The following is an 18,370-nucleotide window of genomic DNA, read 5'->3' as shown; positions in this document are numbered from 1 at the left end:
ATATGATAGAGATTGACTAAATGGAAAGGGGTGTCGGGTATGGATGGAACGAAACGTGCTGACATTCGCCCAGGACTCCACGTCCAAATCGTTTTAAAACAAGATCAACGAAGCGGAAAGCTGACGAAAGGCGTCGTTCAAGATATATTGACGAACTCGCCACGTCATCCGCACGGAATCAAAGTGCGTTTGAGCGATGGACAGGTCGGTCGTGTGAAAGTGATCGAAGCTGGAGGTGAGTAAGATGAGTGAGAAAAAACTATCTTTTCAAGAGGCGATGAAACAAAAGCTGGCAGAGAAGAAGCAAAATCAAACGAAGGTTCCCACGGGTTTACATGGTACAAAACAGAAACCGTTGACGAGCCAATTGACGAAAAAACCAAATAACCAGAAGAAACGTACTGGTATTTAAACTCGCAGCTACTCGAAAAGAGTGGCTGTTTTTTTGATTATTCATTTCGTTATTGTGAATTATAATCATGATTTAATATTTCTAAACATTTTTATGTAAGCGCTTTAAGTGCTTATAAATAAGGAATCTCGCTTATATGATGTGAAAAAAGAGTGAAATGACCTATAAAAAAATTATTGATAATTGTCAGAATCTTTGTATAATTCAGAACTAAGACATCATAAAAAATTCTCAACTTCAGATTCACACAACAGGGAGGAACTTATTCATGGAAGCGATTCAAGGTATGTTACAAGGAAGCGTCGACTTTTTGAACAACATCTTATGGTCGTACGTATTGATCGCCGTTCTCGTTGGAGCCGGGATCTACTTCACGGTCAGAACACGTTTTATGCAGTTCCGTTACTTAAAAGAAATGTTACGTACGGTGACAGATAAATCGGACGTTACACTTTCAAAAGACGGGAAGAGTATTTCTTCAATGAAATCATTCTTTATCGGTGCCGCGACTCGAATCGGTACAGGTAACCTTGCCGGGGTCACGGTAGCGGTCACACTTGGTGGACCAGGAGCGGTCTTCTGGATGTGGATCGTCGCCCTTCTCGGTGGTGCGACAGCCATGATTGAAAGCACGCTCGCTCAAGTATACAAAGTGAAAGACGATGTCGCGTACCGCGGTGGTCCAGCTTACTACATCGAAAAAGGTTTGAACAACCGTGCACTTGGAATCGTATTTGCGGTTCTCATTGCTGTCACATTCGGACTCATCTTCAACTCTGTTCAATCGAACACAATCGCTGCAGCATTCGATAACGCATTTGGAATCGATGCGGCGATCGGCGGAGCAATCTTAGTTGTTCTTACTGGTCTTGTCATCTTTGGTGGTGTACAACGTGTCGCGAACTTCTCGGCGATCGTCGTACCAGTCATGGCTGTTCTCTACCTTGCCATCGCACTCTACGTTGTCGTTGTGAACTTTGCTGAACTTCCAGGCGTCTTCGCTATGATTTTCCAAAGCGCATTTGGTTTGAACGAAGCAGTCGGTGGTTCAATCGGTGCTGCAATCTCAATGGGTGTACGCCGTGGACTCTTCTCGAACGAAGCAGGTATGGGTTCTGCACCAAACGCAGCAGCTGCTGCTGAAGTATCGCACCCTGCGAAACAAGGTTTCCTTCAATCACTCGGTGTATTCTTGGATACGTTGATCGTATGTACAGCAACTGCAGCGATCATCCTTCTCTCAGACAGCTACGCTGCTGGAAATGGTGAAGGGATTGTCCTTCTTCAAAACGCATTGACTGAACAAATCGGAGCACTTGCCCCAGCATTCATCGCTGTCAGCGTCTTCTTGTTCGCCTTCAGCTCAATCGCAGGAAGCTACTACTACGGTGAAACGAACATCGAATTCATTAAGAAGAGCAAAGGTGCAGTTCTTGGATTCCGTCTTGCGACAATGGCATTCGTCTTCATCGGAGCGGTCGCAAGCCTTGGATTCGTATGGAGCCTCGCTGACCTCTTCATGGCAGGGATGACATTGATCAACATCGCGGCAATCACATTGCTCGGTGGCGTTGCCTTCAAAGTTCTTAAAGATTACGAAGAGCAACGAGCCCAAGGTCTCAACCCACGCTTCTCGGCTCGTAAACTCGGTATCGAGAATACAGAGTGCTGGGATGTGGAAGAAGACGAAGTGGCACAAGGTACTGTTCAAGCAGCCGCCGCCGACGCTTCAAAATCATAATTCGTGAAATGCAACAAACAGGGACCCTGCTAATCGGGGTCCCTGTCTTTTTATGCATGATGACGTATCGGCTTGACGGTTTGTTCCGTCTCCGATTTGTTCAAATACAAGTAACTTCCGGCAACGAACAACGCACCACCGACAATATTACCGAGTGTGGCGAAGAATAGATTGTAAAGGGCACCGCTAAAGGTGACGAGGTCCGACGGTACATAGTGGAGCGCGAGAGCGAAAACGCCCATGTTCGCAATCGAGTGCTCGAATCCAGCGGCGAAAAATACGACGACCGGAAGCATCGTCAGCATAATCTTCGCGACATCATTGTTCGTTTTGAGTGGCATGAAGATGGCCAAACAGACGAGCACGTTACATAAGATTCCTTTCAAGAAAATAGCAAGGGCGTCTCCACCGATTTTCTTCGCGGCGACGACAGCAAGCAAATGGTCACCCGACACGTCACCCATGCTGTGAGCTCCGATGACGAGAAGCGATAGCATGACGGCACCGATCAAGTTACCGACCCAACTGAGTCCCCATATTTTTGCGAGGTCGAACCAAGCGACACGTCCCCGTTTTGCACCAGTGTAGAGATACATCGTGTTGCTCGTAAACAATTCTCCCCCCATCCAGACGATGAAGACGAGTGCCACCGAGAAACTGGCGCCCGCAATCAGCATCGTTCCGGGGACATCGATGAACATGTTTCCGACGGTGAATGAGAAGACGACTCCAATTCCGATTAAAAAGCCCGCGATTATCGATCGCAACATGTATTGAGGAAATGAATGTTGAAGCAATGATGATTTCTTAAATGCGGCTTCTTCCATATAATCGACGACTTGCTTTTCCATGAAAAGACCTCCTTTAGACCCTTTCAGTCTAGGAGGTCAACGTGAAGTTTGCAATTGTTTTCACAAACTTTCAAGAAGTTCTCAAGAAACCGTTCACATCGTTGCCACGAGTTCAACTTTGATGCGGTCCGGGTCTTCAAAAAATAGTGCTGTATAGTTTGGGCCTCCTGCGTGGGGGAAGCGGTCTGCGTACAATTCACGAAACCCGTGTGATGCGAGCTGTTGCCGAACTTCTTCTAATTGTGCGAGGGAAGACGCATGAAATGCCAAGTGGTTGAGACCAGTCTTTTTTCGGTGATACGGTGGCGCAAGGTGAGTCTTTTCCGTTTGAACGAACACGAGATATGTTTCACGGTATCGATAGCTCCGTCCTTCTGGCCAAGATTGATAGAGCGTGTAATCAAGTTGTTCACACAGGAGCCATTCCCAGGCACGTATACTGTCGTGTAGGTTTGAAACGTAAAGCTCAACATGGTGAAGCATGAGAATCATCCTTTCGATGGACGTTTGAAAATGGTCCGTTCGGTATAATTGAACTATACAACGAATGAGGGAGGAAACGTATGGATCGGACAGGGCTCGTCTCAAATATTTTGATTGCCGGAAAGACCGGTGTCGGAAAGAGTGCGTTTATCAACTATATATATGGACATGACGTCGCCGAATCGCGTGCTGGAAGTCCGGTCACCGCAGAAGGACTTCACGAATATGAGTATTACGATTTAAAGCGGGGTATCTTGTTTCGTTTTTTTGATACGTGGGGGCTCGAAGCAGACCGCTCTGAAGAGTGGCATCAAGCGATTTTATCCATCGTCCATCAGCGTGAAGGCGCGCTCGATATCGCGGAGTGGTTTCATACGATTTACTATTTGTTGTCGGTGCAGTCAGGACGTGTCGAGGCATATGAGCTCGAGGCGATTTTAAAACCTTTATATGAGCGGGGGAGCAACGTCGCCCTCATTCTGACTAACTACAATGAAGACGACCCGATGAGTGTTCAAAAGGCAGAGGCGATGGAACGGGTATTGTTACGTGCACTACCGATTGAAGAAGAGAACATCATCCGTGTCAACAGTGTCGAAAAGAAGTTACTCACAGGAAAACACGTCCCGGTAAGAGGATACGAAGAGGTATGGAATCGGAATCGGACGAACCTATGGAAAGACATCGAGCGAAAACTTCCCATTAACCTGACGAATCATCTTCTTGAAGAGTTAGAGGATTGGCGAATTCGTAGTATCGCTTCGGCAGAGACGATTCGCATGCTAACCCCGCAAGCGATGATCAGTTGGAAAGCTAGAAAAATAGAGAAAGATTTAGAAAAGACGCTTGAAGAGGCAGCTTTGACGACGGAAGAGGCGATGGCAGAAGGGGTGCGTCATTATATCCAACTCATGCAACGATACCCGCTAGTCGGAGAGCAAGCAGACCTTTTGTTTAGAACGAGACGAGTTGAGCTCGGATTTGACTACTCGTTCGGAAAAACAGTTCGAAAGATGGTTCTCGGAATGATTCCTGGAGTGCACTTCATCTACTGGGCATTCAAGCGTCGGACGGCAGAGCGAGGGATTAAAAAGGCCATCGAGCAACAATATGCATCTGTAAGACAAACGATTGAAGAAGAGATTCGACGCGGCTTTGAGCGCGAGATGGGTCAGCTTGGTCGCACGCTCAACTCATAAGGGGGAAACGTAAATGGAATCGACGAAACGATTTGATTTTAAAGATTATGATTTAAAGGCAGAGCTCGAGCGGCTACGGGGCAATGTCAAAAAACCAAACATCCTCATCGCGGGAGCAACGGGAGCAGGAAAGAGTTCTGTTGTGAACTACGTGTTTGGACGTGATTTGACGAAAGTAGCAGCCGGGGAACCGGTCACAAGAGGAATTCATCAATATACGAGTGATGATATCGCAGTCACCTTGTTCGACAGCGAAGGATATGAGATCGGGAGTGCGCGGCAACAACATTACGAAGAGGAAGTCATCGGGTTTGTGGAGAACGCAAAGCGGCAAGAGGCATCCAAACGAATTCATCTCGTCTGGTATACCATCAACGCTGCGACAAAGCGTGTCACACCACTCGACAAGGTCTTGATTCGCCGTCTACGTGAATCGACCGCTGTCGCTGTCTTATTCACACAAATCGATCAGGTCGATTTAGAGGAACTGACGGCATTACGGAATGAACTGAATGGAATCCTTCCGGAAGAAGCGATCTTCCAAGTCAGCATTTCTTCGGAAATATTGAACGATGAAGCGTTGCGTCAATATGTGGATTGGGAACGACTGATTGCGTGGTCGGTTGAACAGCTAGATGCTTCCTTGCAGGAAGGGCTCTTGATGGAGATTCATGCAGAGAGTGAAGCGATGCTCAAGTTAAAGCGTAAAAAGGCGAATCGAATCATCTCTGGCTATGTCGCGAGCGCAGGAACGGCTGCTGCGGTTCCGCTCCCGTTTGCTGATGCCGTGGCATTGACGCCGATTCAGGTGACGATGAGCGTCCATCTATTTCGCTATTGGGGTGTCAAAGCGAGTGATGATTTGTTGAAGACGCTCATTGGAAGTACCATCATTCCACAAATCGGTCGCACGTTATCGAAAACGATCTTATTGAACGTCATGAAGTTTTTCCCGGGAGCGAACGCAGCGGCCGGTGTCATCAATGCGACCGTCGCATCAGGGATCACGTGGGCCATCGGACTCGCAATTAACGAAATCGCTTATCGTAATGCTATGGATTCATCGAAAACGATTGAACAGTTGTTAAATCAAGAGTTCGGATCGCTATTTGAACAGTTTTTGAAGCAAAAACCGAAGGCGGATCAACCCTCTTAACGCCTCCCATTTGTTAGACTACAAGTAAGTGTAGAGAGGGGGAGAAAAATGAAAAAACGAATCTATATTACGCGTCGCTTGCCAGAAGAGGCAGTCGAACCGCTTCGCGATCAATACGATGTGCGCATGTGGAAGCATGAAGGGGAAAGTGTGCCGCGAGAGGTTCTTTTAGAAGAAGCGTCATCTGCGCATGCGCTCTGGACCATGCTCAGCGACACGATTGACCGTGAAGTGTTTGAGCGTGCCACACATTTAGAGGTCGTCTCCAATTTGGCGGTCGGATATAACAATATCGATTTGAACGCAGCGAAAGAGAATGGCGTCATCGTCACCAACACACCCGATGTCTTGACGGAAACGACAGCAGATTTGACGTTTGGTCTCATGATGATGACGGCACGACGTCTCGGAGAGGCGGAACGTGACTTGCGCGCCGGGGAGTGGAAGTCCTGGCTGCCGATGGGCTACGTCGGGATGGACCTTTATCAAGCGAAATTGGGTATCATCGGAATGGGGCGAATCGGTGAAGCGGTCGCACGTCGGGCAAGAGGATTTGACATGGAAGTTCTATACCATAACCGGACACGGCGACATGAGTCGGAGTCGATGTATGGCTTCACCTATGCGGAACTCGATGAACTATTGACACAATCCGATTTCGTCGTCGTTCTCGCACCGCTCACGGACGAGACACGGGGAATGCTCGGGGCTAAAGAGTTTGCCAAGATGAAGGAAACATCCATTTTCATCAATGTGGCTCGTGGAGAAATCATCGATGAACAGGCTCTATATGAAGCACTTAAAGCGAGGAAGATTTGGGGAGCGGGATTAGACGTATTCACAAAAGAACCAATCGACCTCGGTCATCCATTATTGACGCTTCCGAACGTGACGACATTACCGCATATCGGGAGTGCAACGATTCGGACACGTCTGGCGATGATGGCATTGAATCGAGATGCCATCACAAATGTGCTCGAAGGGAAAGAACCGAAGAATCGTTTGACGTAAGAAGAGCCTGACGCGGGTGCGTCAGGCTCTTTGTTACTATGTTAGAAACGTCGGATATTATCCGGATCTTCTACGTCATTTCGATAAGCACGATCATCGAGACCACGTAGTTTTTCCTCGCGATCTGGATTCTTCGTTTCTTTATCCAGTTTATCTTGCTCCGGGTCTACGGGATGGCTTGGGTCGACGGTCTGAGCCTCACGGTAAGGTTTTGAGTCGATTTCCAATCCATCGTCAGTATGACTACCGAGATGAGTCGATGATGCGTCTTGATATGGTTTCGAATCGACTGTCACCCCGTCTTGATGACGACGTTCAAAGTCTTCATCCACATAAACGAGGATTTTCCCGGCTTCTACATCGTCATAGTGACGTTTTACTTCCTCTTCGCTCAGTCCCATGTTGCGTAGACCAGCGTGCACGTCTTCATGACCGCTGAGGAACGCCCGAACCTTATCGAACCAGCTCGCTTGATGGGTCGCTTCCGTATGAACATCTGTATCACGTCTCAAAATCGAAACGTTGTCTTCATGTTTTGTGACGACATAAATGTGTGAGTCTTCATAACCTTTCGCTCGCAACTCCTCGATTTTCCCAAGTGCTGCATCCTGCGTATCGTGCATGCTGATAAATCGTTTCTCATTCATAGTCGTTCCTCCTTATAATCGGCGATGATCTTCTAATCCAGAATGACCGCGTACAATCGGATCATCCTTTGTACCACGTGGATTCTCGTCGTGATCGTTAAATGGTTTCGCGTCAAAGGCGATCCCATCCGCTTTTTCCCCTTTATCATGATCGAGCTCACTGTCTTTTTTATACATGTTCGGATAGCGGTCGTACGAGTGTCGATCGATGTAGAGTAAAATTTGTCCTTCATCGATTGCATCATAATACTGTTCCGCTTCGGCATCGTTTAGCCCCATATTCCGTAACTCATCACGAATGCGGTCACTTCCGTGTAGGAATGCTTTGACACGGTCAAGCCAATTGACGTCACGGATACCGGACTCGGCATTTACATCCGTGTGGTCACGTAACGCAGAAATTTCCCCGTCCCGCTTGGCGACAACATGCATATTTTTTTCAGCTTCCCCTGCAGCTTTCAGCTCTTCCACTTTGTGCATGACTTCCTGTTCTGTCTGGAACAGGCCAATCATTTTTCGTTCTGACATCGAATACCCCCTTTAGAATTTCCAATCTAAAACAAGCGTCACAATAGGAGTAATTTCCGTTCTCGCCATAATCGAAACAAAAAACGCCATCTCCTAAGAGGAGTGGCGTGGTTAGTAATAAAGCATGAGCGTATCGTCTCCGAGAGAACAACGTGTACTCTTCCAGACGAACTCGATTAATGTCCAGATGGCCATAAAGCCACTGATCGCCATTAAAATGAGCGCGTAGAGTGGGGTCAACTGAATGATGAATGACCAACCAATTGTCATTAAGAGCGGTTGAATCAGAAAGATAGACATGATGTAGACGACAACGATGAGCAAGGCGAACGCAATACGCCGACCGAGCGTCTGGATGTAATGTCGAAAACGGGTCAATATGCCGAAGATAGCACCGGTCACGAGGACGGGTAACAGGAAGGCCAGATAATCAATTGGATACGTCGACATGGGGGCGGTGAATAGTCGACCGCTAAAGACATCGTCAATCACGAGCAGTAAGTTGGCGTAGGCAAATGCCAAAATCATACCTAGTAGCCAGCCGAAGCGGTTCCAAATCGTACGAGACGATTTGAGTGCTTCAATTTTTGTGTAGGCGAGGAAGGCAAGGTCGCGCACTTCGATTTCTTTTAACGAAAGCTTGGCTTCGTCCAATTGATTGACGGCCCAATCGAATTCCCGGTTTGCTTGCGCTTTTTCATGAGGTTTTAATTCATCCGAGGCATCAATCAACACGTGATAGCGTCGACGATATTCTTCATTTGTTTCGGGTTGTTCAATGAGGAAACGAGCGTATTCCTGAGGATCTTGGTTTAAAAGACTTTCGAGCGACTGACCACTTTTCTCTGCATGCCGGATATATCCAGCAAGTGCGAGTAGATGGCGATCCGCTTCTGCCTCATTTCCAAGTAGTTCGATGAGGCGCTGGCGCACGTCGTTAAAGAACTGTTGGACGTTCGGGTCGTGAATCATATTCGGTTCCAGGGAGATTCCTCTCCTTTCTTGGTTTGTCATGGTCAAGCCGGAGGTTCGTCGTTATGAGAAAGTTTAAGTGACTCGAAATCACCTTGCTCGATACTTCGAATCAAAATTTCGCTTCCACCCATATTTGTCGAAAGCGGGATGGAGTAGACGTCACAAAGACGCATCAATGCGCTCACATCCGGTTCATGAGGTTGAGCAGTTAATGGGTCTCTGAAAAAGATGATCATATCCATCTCCCCGCGTGCGACGGCAGCACCGATTTCTTGGTCCCCTCCAAGCGGTCCGGATCGGAAGCAATGGACAGGCAAGCCGGTCGCTTCAGCGATTCGCTTACCCGTTGTACCGGTCGCAAACAACTGATGTTTCTTTAGTATATGGGTGTAAGTTTTAATGAGGACGATTAAATCATCTTTCTTCTTGTCGTGAGCCACTAAAGCGATATTCATCCTAAATTCCTCCTAACATGACGTCTCTTGTTATTCGTATCATATCTCGCATCATTTGACACGATTTCTCTCTTAATAACGTACCCATTTCCAATGAATCGTAATAGTCTGTAAACGAATTGACTTACAGTTCAGGTTTGATGGTTTTGAAATATAGGTATGTATGAAATAGCACTGTTAAATAAAAACAATCATTTCGTGTGAAAAGGAGGAAAATTTGATGAACAACACAACGTATAACTTCAATACGTTCATGTCATGGTTACCAGAGCTTTTGCTGGCAATTGTTATTCTCGTAGTCGGTTATATCTTGGCGAAAGTATTGGAAAACGTGACACGTAAAGCATTGAAGAAAGCCCGATTGGATGAGCGGGCGGGTATTAAAAAAGATGGGGAGAAAGGAGAAAAGTGGACGCCTGAACGCATTATTGGAAAAGTGGTGTTCTTTGGCGTATTACTCCTCGCATTCCTGATTATCTTTGAATTCATGAACATTCCAGCCATTACGCAGCCATTCAGTCAGATTTATGAAGGATTCTCTGGATTGATTATCGGTGTCATCAAAGCCGGCTTGATTTTATTGGTCGCTTGGGTCATCGCCACCTTATTGAAAAAGGGAATTCAGATGGCGGGACATCGTTTGAATTTGAGCAAGCTGATGGAAAAAACGGGACAAGAATCGACAAGTGTCAACCAAACGAAGTGGGTCGACACGGTCGCGAACATCGTCTTCTATCTCGTGCTCTTATTGGCGTTACCTGCTGTACTTGATGCACTTGGACTTCGTGGGGTCAGCGGACCATTCGAAGATTTATTGAACAGTTTCCTCGGATTCATTCCGAAACTTGTCGCAGCAGCGCTCATTTTTGCAATCGGGTATGTGGTTGCGAAGATTGTCCGCGACATTTTGACGAAATTCCTCGAAGCTGCAGGACTAGATCGCTTGGCAGAGCGATTCCATCTATCTGATTACGTGAAGGGATCGAGTCTTGCGAAAGCAATCGGTACAATCGTCTTCATCTTCATCATGATTCCGGTCACCATTTCAGCACTTGAGGCGCTCGATATTCGAGGGATCTCGGAACCAGCGATTGCGATGCTCAATGATGTACTGGTCATGATTCCAGACATTCTCGTTGCGATCGTCCTCGTCCTCGTCGGGGTGTTCGTTGCAAAATGGTTGAAAGAGGTCGTTGTATCACTTCTTGAAAATCTTGGCGTCAACTCGTTGGCTCAAAAAATGGGCTTCGGGGAACGTGCGTCTTCGATGTCAATTGCCCAAGTGGTCGGTGTCATTGTCCAAGTAATCGTGATCTTGCTCTTCGTATCCGAAGCGCTTCAAGTCGCGAATCTTGAGTTCATGGCATCCCTCGCAACAGCCATCTTTGCTTACTTGCCGATGGTCATTGCAGCACTCATTATCTTGGCAGTCGGATTTTGGTTGGCGAACATGGCAGAGCGCTTAGTTGGAAGTGTACTTGTTGATGGAGCTGGACAACCGAGTGCGCTTCGCTACGTAGCGAAGTATGCGATTCTCGGACTCGTCTTCTTCATGGCAATTAGTCAGCTCGGCATCGCACCGATGATTGTCAATACAGCATTCCTTCTTATTCTTGGAGCTGTTGCCCTTGCCTTCGGTCTTGCTTTCGGTCTTGGTGGTCGCGAGACGGCGGCACGTTATTTGAAAAAGGCAGAGCGACGCATTGATGAAACGGAAGTTTCAAAAGAAGGTCTCGAGCAGGAGAAAGAACAGATGAGCCGCGAAGCGGAAGCTGCAAAACAACAAGCGAAGCAAGGCGTGGAGCAGTCGAAACATGAAGCGGAACAATCGAAACACGAGTTGAAGCGAGATGTTCAAAATCCAAAAGTTGACCATGTTGATGGACCGGAACCGAATCCGTTCCATGAAAACATCACTCCGGATCAGGACAATCGATCACTTGATGATAACGATGGTCCGTTACGCCCATAATCGATGCTTGAACGGGTCTCCTACAAGGAGATCCGTTTTTTTGTGTTCAACTCAAGCATAAATCTGGTCGATAGTAAAAGAAAAGAGTGTAGGGGTGAGGGGAATGTTTGAACGTTTTCAACGGACGCTCGTGATGAACTATATCATCGGCTCAGGTTTGGCCGTCTTTGGAGTAGGTGGTGTCTTTATTTTTCAAACGCTTGACCTGTCCATTCGAGAGATTTTACTACTGTTAGGAATCATGTTGGGGTCAGGGATAGTTATGATTTTCTCAGAACTACTCTTATACCGTCGCCACATTCGACCGATACGACAGCTTTTTATGACCGAATCCCCATCGATTGACGAATTGACGTCGGCATTCGAACAAGCGAGTAGATTCCCGATTTTAACAGTGCAACGGATTTTAGGTCCCCATTTGTTTGGATTATCCATCCCGTCAATTGGTTTAACCGCCGTTTTTATTCAGATGGGGTGGATTGACTTACCTTATCGTTTGATCGGCTTGGCTGCAATCGGGGCCGTCATGATTGCAGTACTACATGCCTTGATTGAATATTTTTTGACGGTTCGATCGGTTGAGCCATTACTTGTATACATGAAAGAAAGGCATCTCGAACTTTATCATCTGCCTATTCATGCAACGTATCGATCATTTAGTGTCCGAACTAAATTATTGATCAGTATGCTCATTACGGGTATCTTTCCTATCATGTTGTTCATGTTGGCGTCGAGTGTCCAATTGTCGACTTCGACTCGAACGGATACGTATTGGAATTGGGCGCTCGTGATTCTTGTCATCATCGTTGGAATTGCGGTGTTATGCAGTTTCTTACTCTATGACAACATCAAACGTCCGATTGGATTTTTGACGTCCGGCATCGAACAGATGGAGTCGGGACAACTTCAGAAAATCGAGAATCCGTACTTAGATGAGTTCGCCCAACTGATTGGGGGATTCAATCAAATGGTTGAGACGGTAACTGCTCGTGAACAAGAAAACGCACAGCTGTTAGACAGCCTCTTCATTTTATTCGCAGCAACGCTCGATGCACGTGATCCCTACACAGCAGGTCATTCGGAGCGTGTCGCGATGTATTCCGTTGAGCTTGCTCGCGCCATTGGCTTACCGCATGCACAAGTCGATTTACTCAACAAGTCGGCACTTCTACATGACATCGGGAAAATTGGAATTCGAGATGACGTCCTACTAAAAGAAGGGAAGCTGACAGACGAAGAGTTTTCAAAAATTCAAGAACATCCGACCATTGGCATCCATATTTTGAGTCAAATTCATTTACCTGCATCGCTTCAACCGATTTTAGCCGGAGTTCGATCGCACCACGAACGAATCGATGGGAAAGGATACCCGGACCGCTTACATGCGGTCGACATTCCGTTATTCGGAAGAATCATGGCGATTGCCGATGCTTATGATGCCATGACATCAGATCGACCCTATCGGTCAGGGATGCCAGTGGAAAAGGCGCTTTCCATATTGGAGAGCGGTCGGGGAACACAATGGGACGCGGAATTTGTGGACGTATTCGTCCAGCTTCGTCGTCAGGCCATATCAGCATAAGAAAAGGAGCAGCACCTCGTGTGCCGCTCCTTTGTCATATAGTTTGAAAGGCATATACCCCGAATACAGCTCCAATGACGACAACGACGAGGTTGACCCGTAGTAGCGCCAGGAAAGTGGCAACCACTCCTCCGAATAAGGCAGACGAGGTGGTGGTCGTGGAGGATAGGACGCCCGGAAAAATCAAACTAGCCAGTACCGCATACGGGATGAAGGAAAGAAATCGTTTCATATATGCCGGTAACGCCAATTCCTTTAGCCAGAGTAGCGGGACGAGGCGAGGGATATACGTGACAAGTGCCAATCCTAGAACGAGTAGAAACAACGATATCATGTGACCTCTTCCTCCTTAAATACGAAAGCACCGATTCCGGCTGCGACAACGGTCGCGACGATGATTCGAATCCCATCTGAGATTGAGACGAACGGGGTGATGACCCAATGGAGTATGGCTTGAATAATGATAGCTAAGCTTGCTACCACGAAGACGGGACGAGTCGTTAATGATGGAACGAGTAACCCGATGAACATCGCATATAGCGCAATCCCCATACTCGCCTGTAATGTGCTTGGAAGACCGAAGGCGAGGAAGACCCCCATCCACGTCCCGACATTCCAAGCAAGAAATGCGATTGTATTCAACCCGAGCACGAACATACCGGAACGGGCCTCTTGACGAGTAGAGGCGATGCTGAACGTTTCGTCGGTCACACCAAACGCGATGGTAGCCAATAGTCTTCGAGATGTACTCTCAATCCGTTGGGATAGTGAGGCGGACATTAAAAAATGACGAGAGTTTAGAATGAACGTCGTCAAAATGATTTCCCAATACATCGAACCGGCCATCAGAAGTTGTACCGTAATGAACTGACTTGCCCCGGCAAAGATCAAAAAGGACATCGATAATGTGATAGCATTCGGCAAGTTGAAAGATTGTGCCAAAAGACCGAAGGCAATCGCAATCGGGATATATCCGATGGCGACGGGAATGCCGGCGCGTAGTCCTGCGCGAAACGTGGGTTGCGGTGAAGTTGGTGATGTGGGATGAATCGAAGTCGCCATGATAGCCCTCCTCCATAATTAAGATGATTTCTATGTCATTCGGGATGAATAAACGGTTTCCTGCTCAAATGATAAAAAAGAGGGTATACATGTATCGTTAAGGAGGGTGATCACATGAGTCGTGCTGAAGAATTTTTGGCATCCTATCATCGAATCGAGGACTACTTGAGTCGAGAGATGGGAGATGGGCAACATTTCAGTTTTAGTAACATGGTGAATCGGTTAGCGAAACAAAATCCAATCATCGACCGGTATAAAGAAGATTTACATCAGATGAGTCAACTACGAAATGCCATCGTCCATGAGCGGCGTGAACCTGATTTTATTATCGCGGAGCCACACGAGTCGCTTGTTGCATTGATTTTAGAAGTAGAGCGAGAGCTCCTTCATCCACGTCTCGTCATTCCATTGTTTGCGAAATCGGTGGTGACGTTTCAGTCGGAAGATTTTTTGACGGAAGTACTCCGGGAGATTCGAGATAAAAATTATTCGCAATTCCCTGTATATCATGACAATGGGTCTTGGCGCGGACTGTTGACGAAAAAAGGAGTGACCAGTTGGCTAGCCGAAACAATCGACGGGCCCAACTTGTCACTCAAAGGAGTTCGGGTGAAGCACGTGCTCCACCACGATCCGCATATGCACCGGTATCGATTCATTCGAAAGGATTCGACCGTAATCGAGGCACAGCACTGCTTTACGCAAATGAAAGAGGGTGCACGATATGACGCCCTTCTGATTACAGAGACCGGAAATCCGGATGAACCGCTACTCGGCATCATCCGTCCTCAAGATTTATTGAACGCGCTCCGTTGAGGCGAGATGTTCAATGGCGACCTCATATTGGGTAACGGTGTTGCCGAGGACGATTGGTTTCACTTCTGAAGTCCCGTCATCACGTTTCTTATGGGCGTGCTTATAAGCATTGCTGTCGCGCCAGTTCTCAAAGCTGTCTGCATCACGCCACGTGGTCATGATGACGACATGATCCATCGCCTCATCAGACGTATCCGTCAACACTTGCATACGGACAAAGCCATCCATCGCTTCGATTCCTTTTGTCGTTTCGAAGCGTGCTTTGACCGCGTCGGCCTTTCCTTTTTCAACGTCTAGTTTGTTCATCACAATCCACATCCCACATTTCCCCCTATACGAATAAGATGACTCCATTATAACGTGAACAGGGAATTGCCTGAAAAAGGATGCTCACTCAACGTTTGCTCCACCATTCTTCGAACGCCCAGTTCTTCTGCTTCATCATCGTCGCTTCAGTGACACCGACATAACGCAAATGCCAAGGTTCGTAATTGTATCCCGTGATTTTCTCTTTTCCTTTTGGATAGCGGACGATAAATCCATAGAGATGGGCGTTTTGAAGCATCCATTTCCCTTCAGGCGATCGGTCGAAGGATTCATATAGCCCTAGACGCATGCGTTGACTCGTCATATCAACGGCGAGACCCGTTTGATGTTCACTATGACCGGGACGTGCCACATATTTTGAAGCATATGCGACCCCACGTGTGTTGACGTAATAGGCATAGAGTGACTTTTGTGTCGAGTAAGATCGGTAGGCGCTAAGGGCGTATAACGTATGACCTTGTTTCCGACCGGCGTAATATAGTTTAGCCAAAGCGTATGCTGCTTCCGCTGTCATCAAGGTCCGTTCACTCCCTTTTTGATAAACAGTTGGAATGGTTAATGTGACAAGTTGTGGGGAACGGTAAGTGGACGGGAGTGCATTCGCCTTGTTGACTAGTCGTAAACGGTCTGCAGAAGGCATTTTAGGGATGCCGGCTTTCAAGTTGGCAGAGGGAGTGAAGTACTTCGTATTTCCGATATAGACGTTCGACCAGCTCCGGTTATAGGTCGTGTAGCGGACCGGGACGTTCGTTCGTAGCGTCTTAAGAATTGGAGAAGATTGCATGGCACGACCGTACAAATACGTCGTTTTAATCGTATAACCTGGTTGTGGGGACGAGGATGCCGCTGTCACCGGCGACACTTGAAACAACAGCAAACAAATGATCAAGATACGCAAGGACTTCATGGCAAAACGCCTCCTCGAGAGTTAGATGATGTTCCTTTTCCCTTTTTTCTGAAAGAGTGCACATCTTTTATCCGCCCACAGGTCGGAAGAGGATACGCCTAGGGCCCGATGAAGGTGAGCATGAAATCCGATACAATAAAGATAACGAATGAGATCGTAGAGAGGAGTGAGCGAATGGAAGCTTTAATTGGGTTACCGCTCTTATTGCTCGTCCTATTCTTTGCCTTTTTATACTTTAATATTAAAGGGCTATCGAATATGTGGAAGGACTATAATCGAACGAAATCGATGATTCCGCTCGGATTCTTCATCGTCGGGATTATCGGGATTTTCACAGGAGTGTGGACGTGGCTCGTCATTTTGATTTATTACGTCGTCCGACCGAAAGACTAAACACTGTGTGCAGACGCATACGGTGTTTTTGCTATACTGAGGACGAGGTGTTGAGATGGAGAAATTGATAAAAGCATGGTTTATCGTGACGTTGATCACGTTCGGAATCTTTAAACTTGGTGAAGTGATGACGACCCCTTACTCGGAAACACCGAGTGAAGGGAATCTTTACTGGATTGTTCTCTTAATTGGATGGCCGTTTCTGTTGTTGTTTATTTGGATCACCGTTCGTTTGACACATCGAGTCGTCGCATCCGTGCGACCGTTTGGAAAGGTCAGTTTAGCGATCGGAAGTTTCGTCATGGCCGGTATAGCTTGGATGACTAACCAATCACAGGCGACGTCTCTTCGAGAAGGGATTCGTTTATCAGCCAATGAGTCGTACGCAGAAGGATGGAACCAGTTCACGAATATCATCTATATGAACCAGCTGACGTTCTTCCTTTTGACGGTCAGTTGTATGGGAGTCGGAATTCTCTCATCATTCTTCCTGAACAAAAAACAGCGAGACGAAGCCGTTTGAGCTTCGTCTCGCTGTTTTTATAGGTGTTCTTTATAAAGACGTGCATAGCGATCCGCAGCGATAATGGCGTCAGCAACTTCTTCAGGTGTAACATCGAAACCGCTATGAATCGTTTCGCCATCTGCCGTGGCCGCTTTCCCGACCTTCAAGATATCGTCTCGAGATGCATCTTTCAATTTGATATCTTCAAGTGTGACCGGTAAGTCGAGTGCCATATAAAAGGCAACATACTGCTCGAACTCTTCTTGAGGGCGTCCTTCGAGTGCGAGTTGCACGAGTGTTCCAAATGCAACTTTTTCACCGTGCGTCAAATGGTGGATGTCTCCTTCAAGTGCGGTGAATCCATTGTGAATGGCATGGGCTGCAGCCAAGCCACCACTTTCAAAGCCGAGCCCGCTCAATAAGGTGTTGGCTTCCACAACAGCTTCAAGCGCAGGTGTGACGACTTTTGCTTTCACAGCTTCATACGCTTGAATCCCATATGTGAATAGAACCTCTTCACACCGTTCGGCAATCGCCTCCGCCGCAAGTGTCGGGACACCGCCAGCCATCGTCTTGCCTCCGAATGCCAGGACACTTCGCACTTCCACCCACGTGGCCAATGCATCGGCAATACCTGACGCTAAGAAGCGTGGCGGTGCTTGTGCAATCAATTCCGTATCCACAAGGACGAGATCCGGATTCTTTTTATAGAAACGGTAGCTTTCGAAATTGCCTTCATCTGTATATATGACCGACAATGCGCTCGTCGGTGCATCCGTAGAGGCGATGGTCGGTACAATGACGATACGCGCATCCAATTCATCTGCGACCGCTTTTGCTGTATCGAGCGTTTTCCCACCGCCGAGACCGATAACAAACGCTGTTTCATGCTTCTTAGCGTCTGTAGCGATTCGAGTGATTTCGTGCTTCGACGCTTCTCCGACGAAATCAGCTTTCGTCGCTTTGAGCTGACTCGCTTGCAGAGACTGGGTCACCCGTTCGCCAATCAACTCCCATACGACGTCATCCGCGATAAGTAACGCGTTGGAACCGAAGTGAGCGACAAACTCTCCGATGCGATCAATCGTTTGTTTCCCTTGCACATACTTGGCCGGACTGATGAAAATGCGTTCTGACATAGTGAACTCCATCCTTTCATATCGGGTTTAATGTAAGTGCTTACAAGCTCATCATACTACAGTTGGTAAAGAATGTTCGTGAAGATTACATGAAGAACGGCAGCTGACCGAGCACAAGTAATAGGATGATGATGGCGACGACAATGAGAAATCCCCAATCGTTCATTCGTTTCGTCATAGCACACGTCTCCTTCATGGGTTGGAATTGC

The 18,370-nt window shown here is 47.3% G+C and carries 22 protein-coding genes; 11 read left to right on the top strand and 11 right to left on the bottom strand.

Annotated elements, in window-relative coordinates:
* Positions 1-39 precede the first annotated feature (39 nt).
* The 3 genes from ACFO4U_RS11910 (at position 40) to ACFO4U_RS11900 (ending at position 2,153) form a co-directional block, all read left to right on the top strand.
* Positions 40-243 carry a YwbE family protein gene (locus tag ACFO4U_RS11910; RefSeq protein ID WP_015880320.1) on the top strand — a complete coding sequence of 68 codons (204 nt, stop codon included), beginning with the start codon at positions 40-42 and terminating at the stop codon, positions 241-243.
* Between the two features lies 1 nt (position 244).
* Positions 245-412 carry a hypothetical protein gene (locus ACFO4U_RS11905; RefSeq protein ID WP_015880321.1) on the top strand — a complete coding sequence of 56 codons (168 nt, stop codon included), beginning with the start codon at positions 245-247 and terminating at the stop codon, positions 410-412.
* A gap of 268 nt (positions 413-680) precedes the next feature.
* Positions 681-2,153 (top strand): alanine/glycine:cation symporter family protein, encoded by a 1,473-nt coding sequence (locus ACFO4U_RS11900; RefSeq protein ID WP_159563257.1) that lies wholly within the window; start codon positions 681-683, stop codon positions 2,151-2,153.
* Positions 2,154-2,203: 50 nt separating this feature from the next.
* Here ACFO4U_RS11900 and ACFO4U_RS11895 read toward each other — a convergent pair whose 3' ends face one another.
* Positions 2,204-3,004, bottom strand: a complete 801-nt coding sequence (locus ACFO4U_RS11895) for a formate/nitrite transporter family protein (RefSeq protein ID WP_196431707.1) — start codon at positions 3,002-3,004, stop codon at positions 2,204-2,206.
* A gap of 93 nt (positions 3,005-3,097) precedes the next feature.
* On the bottom strand, positions 3,098-3,487 hold the full coding sequence (locus ACFO4U_RS11890) for a VOC family protein (RefSeq protein WP_214685001.1): 390 nt from the start codon (positions 3,485-3,487) through the stop codon (positions 3,098-3,100).
* Between the two features lie 80 nt (positions 3,488-3,567).
* On the opposite strand from ACFO4U_RS11890, the gene ACFO4U_RS11885 reads away from it, so the two are divergent.
* The 3 genes from ACFO4U_RS11885 to ACFO4U_RS11875 are packed head-to-tail and all read left to right on the top strand — an operon-like array spanning position 3,568 to position 6,853.
* The gene (locus ACFO4U_RS11885; protein ID WP_215244227.1) at positions 3,568-4,686 is read left to right on the top strand and encodes a GTPase; all 1,119 of its coding nucleotides are present in this window, start codon (positions 3,568-3,570) and stop codon (positions 4,684-4,686) included.
* A 13-nt stretch (positions 4,687-4,699) separates the two neighbouring features.
* Positions 4,700-5,842 carry a YcjF family protein gene (locus ACFO4U_RS11880; RefSeq protein ID WP_215244228.1) on the top strand — a complete coding sequence of 381 codons (1,143 nt, stop codon included), beginning with the start codon at positions 4,700-4,702 and terminating at the stop codon, positions 5,840-5,842.
* 48 nt (positions 5,843-5,890) lie between these two features.
* Positions 5,891-6,853: a 2-hydroxyacid dehydrogenase gene (locus ACFO4U_RS11875; protein ID WP_214691369.1), complete on the top strand. Its 963-nt coding sequence runs from the start codon at positions 5,891-5,893 to the stop codon at positions 6,851-6,853.
* Positions 6,854-6,894: 41 nt separating this feature from the next.
* On the opposite strand, the gene ACFO4U_RS11870 is transcribed toward ACFO4U_RS11875, so the two are convergent.
* From ACFO4U_RS11870 to mgsA, 4 genes are all read right to left on the bottom strand, one after another.
* Complete coding sequence (locus ACFO4U_RS11870) at positions 6,895-7,500, bottom strand: YflT domain-containing protein (protein WP_074035122.1); 606 nt, start codon at positions 7,498-7,500, stop codon at positions 6,895-6,897.
* Positions 7,501-7,512: 12 nt separating this feature from the next.
* Positions 7,513-8,028 (bottom strand): YflT domain-containing protein, encoded by a 516-nt coding sequence (locus tag ACFO4U_RS11865; RefSeq protein WP_078146037.1) that lies wholly within the window; start codon positions 8,026-8,028, stop codon positions 7,513-7,515.
* Between the two features lie 111 nt (positions 8,029-8,139).
* Positions 8,140-9,042, bottom strand: coding sequence for a hypothetical protein (locus tag ACFO4U_RS11860; RefSeq protein ID WP_260563664.1), 903 nt, complete (start codon positions 9,040-9,042; stop codon positions 8,140-8,142).
* A gap of 2 nt (positions 9,043-9,044) precedes the next feature.
* Positions 9,045-9,458: a methylglyoxal synthase gene (mgsA, locus tag ACFO4U_RS11855; RefSeq protein WP_078146039.1), complete on the bottom strand. Its 414-nt coding sequence runs from the start codon at positions 9,456-9,458 to the stop codon at positions 9,045-9,047.
* 220 nt (positions 9,459-9,678) lie between these two features.
* On the opposite strand from mgsA, the gene ACFO4U_RS11850 reads away from it, so the two are divergent.
* Positions 9,679-11,430 carry a mechanosensitive ion channel gene (locus tag ACFO4U_RS11850; RefSeq protein WP_215244229.1) on the top strand — a complete coding sequence of 584 codons (1,752 nt, stop codon included), beginning with the start codon at positions 9,679-9,681 and terminating at the stop codon, positions 11,428-11,430.
* A gap of 103 nt (positions 11,431-11,533) precedes the next feature.
* Positions 11,534-13,012 (top strand): HD-GYP domain-containing protein, encoded by a 1,479-nt coding sequence (locus ACFO4U_RS11845; RefSeq protein WP_074035115.1) that lies wholly within the window; start codon positions 11,534-11,536, stop codon positions 13,010-13,012.
* A gap of 34 nt (positions 13,013-13,046) precedes the next feature.
* Here the strand turns inward: ACFO4U_RS11845 and ACFO4U_RS11840 are convergent, their stop codons facing one another.
* Positions 13,047-13,346 (bottom strand): AzlD domain-containing protein, encoded by a 300-nt coding sequence (locus ACFO4U_RS11840; protein ID WP_196431716.1) that lies wholly within the window; start codon positions 13,344-13,346, stop codon positions 13,047-13,049.
* Complete coding sequence (locus ACFO4U_RS11835) at positions 13,343-14,074, bottom strand: AzlC family ABC transporter permease (protein WP_215244230.1); 732 nt, start codon at positions 14,072-14,074, stop codon at positions 13,343-13,345. Before ACFO4U_RS11835 ends, ACFO4U_RS11840 begins: the two co-directional genes overlap by 4 nt.
* Before the next feature lie 114 nt (positions 14,075-14,188).
* On the opposite strand from ACFO4U_RS11835, the gene ACFO4U_RS11830 reads away from it, so the two are divergent.
* On the top strand, positions 14,189-14,890 hold the full coding sequence (locus ACFO4U_RS11830) for a CBS domain-containing protein (protein WP_215244231.1): 702 nt from the start codon (positions 14,189-14,191) through the stop codon (positions 14,888-14,890).
* On the opposite strand, the gene ACFO4U_RS11825 is transcribed toward ACFO4U_RS11830, so the two are convergent.
* Entirely contained in the window at positions 14,870-15,208 is a 339-nt protein-coding gene (locus tag ACFO4U_RS11825; protein ID WP_074035108.1) for an antibiotic biosynthesis monooxygenase, read from the bottom strand. The genes ACFO4U_RS11830 and ACFO4U_RS11825 overlap by 21 nt on opposite strands.
* Positions 15,209-15,284: 76 nt before the next feature.
* Complete coding sequence (locus tag ACFO4U_RS11820; protein ID WP_159563267.1) at positions 15,285-16,124, bottom strand: M15 family metallopeptidase; 840 nt, start codon at positions 16,122-16,124, stop codon at positions 15,285-15,287.
* Between the two features lie 174 nt (positions 16,125-16,298).
* On the opposite strand from ACFO4U_RS11820, the gene ACFO4U_RS11815 reads away from it, so the two are divergent.
* Positions 16,299-16,517 carry a hypothetical protein gene (locus ACFO4U_RS11815; RefSeq protein ID WP_015880340.1) on the top strand — a complete coding sequence of 73 codons (219 nt, stop codon included), beginning with the start codon at positions 16,299-16,301 and terminating at the stop codon, positions 16,515-16,517.
* Positions 16,518-16,572: 55 nt separating this feature from the next.
* Positions 16,573-17,040, top strand: a complete 468-nt coding sequence (locus ACFO4U_RS11810) for a hypothetical protein (RefSeq protein ID WP_214691365.1) — start codon at positions 16,573-16,575, stop codon at positions 17,038-17,040.
* Between the two features lie 17 nt (positions 17,041-17,057).
* On the opposite strand, the gene ACFO4U_RS11805 is transcribed toward ACFO4U_RS11810, so the two are convergent.
* Positions 17,058-18,161, bottom strand: coding sequence for a glycerol dehydrogenase (locus ACFO4U_RS11805; protein WP_215244232.1), 1,104 nt, complete (start codon positions 18,159-18,161; stop codon positions 17,058-17,060).
* Positions 18,162-18,370 lie beyond the last annotated feature (209 nt).

It is taken from the genome of Exiguobacterium profundum, assembly GCF_042652865.1.
Classification (GTDB): Bacteria; Bacillota; Bacilli; order Exiguobacteriales; family Exiguobacteriaceae; genus Exiguobacterium; species Exiguobacterium profundum.
This window is presented reverse-complemented; position numbering and strand designations above follow the sequence as displayed.

Bases quoted from the DNA above. Each gene is read 5' to 3' on its own strand.
- ACFO4U_RS11910 (WP_015880320.1), top strand. From the start codon at position 40: ATGGATGGAACGAAACGTGCTGACATTCGCCCAGGACTCCACGTCCAA.
- ACFO4U_RS11905 (WP_015880321.1), top strand. From the start codon at position 245: ATGAGTGAGAAAAAACTATCTTTTCAAGAGGCGATGAAACAAAAGCTG.
- ACFO4U_RS11900 (WP_159563257.1), top strand. From the start codon at position 681: ATGGAAGCGATTCAAGGTATGTTACAAGGAAGCGTCGACTTTTTGAAC.
- ACFO4U_RS11895 (WP_196431707.1), bottom strand. From the start codon at position 3,004: ATGGAAAAGCAAGTCGTCGATTATATGGAAGAAGCCGCATTTAAGAAA.
- ACFO4U_RS11890 (WP_214685001.1), bottom strand. From the start codon at position 3,487: ATGCTTCACCATGTTGAGCTTTACGTTTCAAACCTACACGACAGTATA.
- ACFO4U_RS11885 (WP_215244227.1), top strand. From the start codon at position 3,568: ATGGATCGGACAGGGCTCGTCTCAAATATTTTGATTGCCGGAAAGACC.
- ACFO4U_RS11880 (WP_215244228.1), top strand. From the start codon at position 4,700: ATGGAATCGACGAAACGATTTGATTTTAAAGATTATGATTTAAAGGCA.
- ACFO4U_RS11875 (WP_214691369.1), top strand. From the start codon at position 5,891: ATGAAAAAACGAATCTATATTACGCGTCGCTTGCCAGAAGAGGCAGTC.
- ACFO4U_RS11870 (WP_074035122.1), bottom strand. From the start codon at position 7,500: ATGAATGAGAAACGATTTATCAGCATGCACGATACGCAGGATGCAGCA.
- ACFO4U_RS11865 (WP_078146037.1), bottom strand. From the start codon at position 8,028: ATGTCAGAACGAAAAATGATTGGCCTGTTCCAGACAGAACAGGAAGTC.
- ACFO4U_RS11860 (WP_260563664.1), bottom strand. From the start codon at position 9,042: ATGACAAACCAAGAAAGGAGAGGAATCTCCCTGGAACCGAATATGATT.
- mgsA (WP_078146039.1), bottom strand. From the start codon at position 9,458: ATGAATATCGCTTTAGTGGCTCACGACAAGAAGAAAGATGATTTAATC.
- ACFO4U_RS11850 (WP_215244229.1), top strand. From the start codon at position 9,679: ATGAACAACACAACGTATAACTTCAATACGTTCATGTCATGGTTACCA.
- ACFO4U_RS11845 (WP_074035115.1), top strand. From the start codon at position 11,534: ATGTTTGAACGTTTTCAACGGACGCTCGTGATGAACTATATCATCGGC.
- ACFO4U_RS11840 (WP_196431716.1), bottom strand. From the start codon at position 13,346: ATGATATCGTTGTTTCTACTCGTTCTAGGATTGGCACTTGTCACGTAT.
- ACFO4U_RS11835 (WP_215244230.1), bottom strand. From the start codon at position 14,074: ATGGCGACTTCGATTCATCCCACATCACCAACTTCACCGCAACCCACG.
- ACFO4U_RS11830 (WP_215244231.1), top strand. From the start codon at position 14,189: ATGAGTCGTGCTGAAGAATTTTTGGCATCCTATCATCGAATCGAGGAC.
- ACFO4U_RS11825 (WP_074035108.1), bottom strand. From the start codon at position 15,208: ATGTGGATTGTGATGAACAAACTAGACGTTGAAAAAGGAAAGGCCGAC.
- ACFO4U_RS11820 (WP_159563267.1), bottom strand. From the start codon at position 16,124: ATGAAGTCCTTGCGTATCTTGATCATTTGTTTGCTGTTGTTTCAAGTG.
- ACFO4U_RS11815 (WP_015880340.1), top strand. From the start codon at position 16,299: ATGGAAGCTTTAATTGGGTTACCGCTCTTATTGCTCGTCCTATTCTTT.
- ACFO4U_RS11810 (WP_214691365.1), top strand. From the start codon at position 16,573: ATGGAGAAATTGATAAAAGCATGGTTTATCGTGACGTTGATCACGTTC.
- ACFO4U_RS11805 (WP_215244232.1), bottom strand. From the start codon at position 18,161: ATGTCAGAACGCATTTTCATCAGTCCGGCCAAGTATGTGCAAGGGAAA.